Raw genomic sequence first — 415 nt, 5'->3', positions numbered from 1 at the left:
CGAACATCGCGCGCATGATCGGATCGGCCACCGTCAGGAACGCCGCCACGAACGGCACCGAGAACAGCAGCGTGAAATCGAACGCGCGGCGCTGCGCGGCCATCGCACCGGCGTGATCGTCGGCGGTCAGGCGCCGCGACATCTCCGGCAGCAGCACGGTGCCGATCGCGATCCCGATCACGCCGATCGGCAATTGGTTGAGGCGGTCGGCATAGTACAGTGCCGACAGCGCGCCTGCGGGCAGGAAGGTCGCGATGATGGTGTCAGCGAACAACGCAACCTGCGTCCCCATCGAGCCCAGCGTCGCAGGACCCAGCGCACGGAAGAAGGCGCGGACGTCTTCGTCGAGCCTCAGCGGCGCGAACCGCGGCAGGCCGCCGTGGCGCGCGAGGTCGCCGGCGAGCAGGGCAAACTG

The 415-nt window shown here is 69.2% G+C and carries 1 protein-coding gene; it reads right to left on the bottom strand.

What is annotated here, in order from left to right:
- On the bottom strand, positions 1-415 hold a 415-nt coding region (locus CIL05_RS22995; RefSeq protein ID WP_165769194.1), incomplete at both ends, for a lipid II flippase MurJ.

Source organism: Virgibacillus profundi (assembly GCF_002287375.1).
In the GTDB taxonomy this organism is placed as follows: domain Bacteria; phylum Bacillota; class Bacilli; order Bacillales; family Amphibacillaceae; genus Virgibacillus_K; species Virgibacillus_K profundi.
The sequence above is the reverse complement of the archived record's forward strand: the minus strand, read 5'-3'. Positions and strand labels throughout refer to the sequence as shown.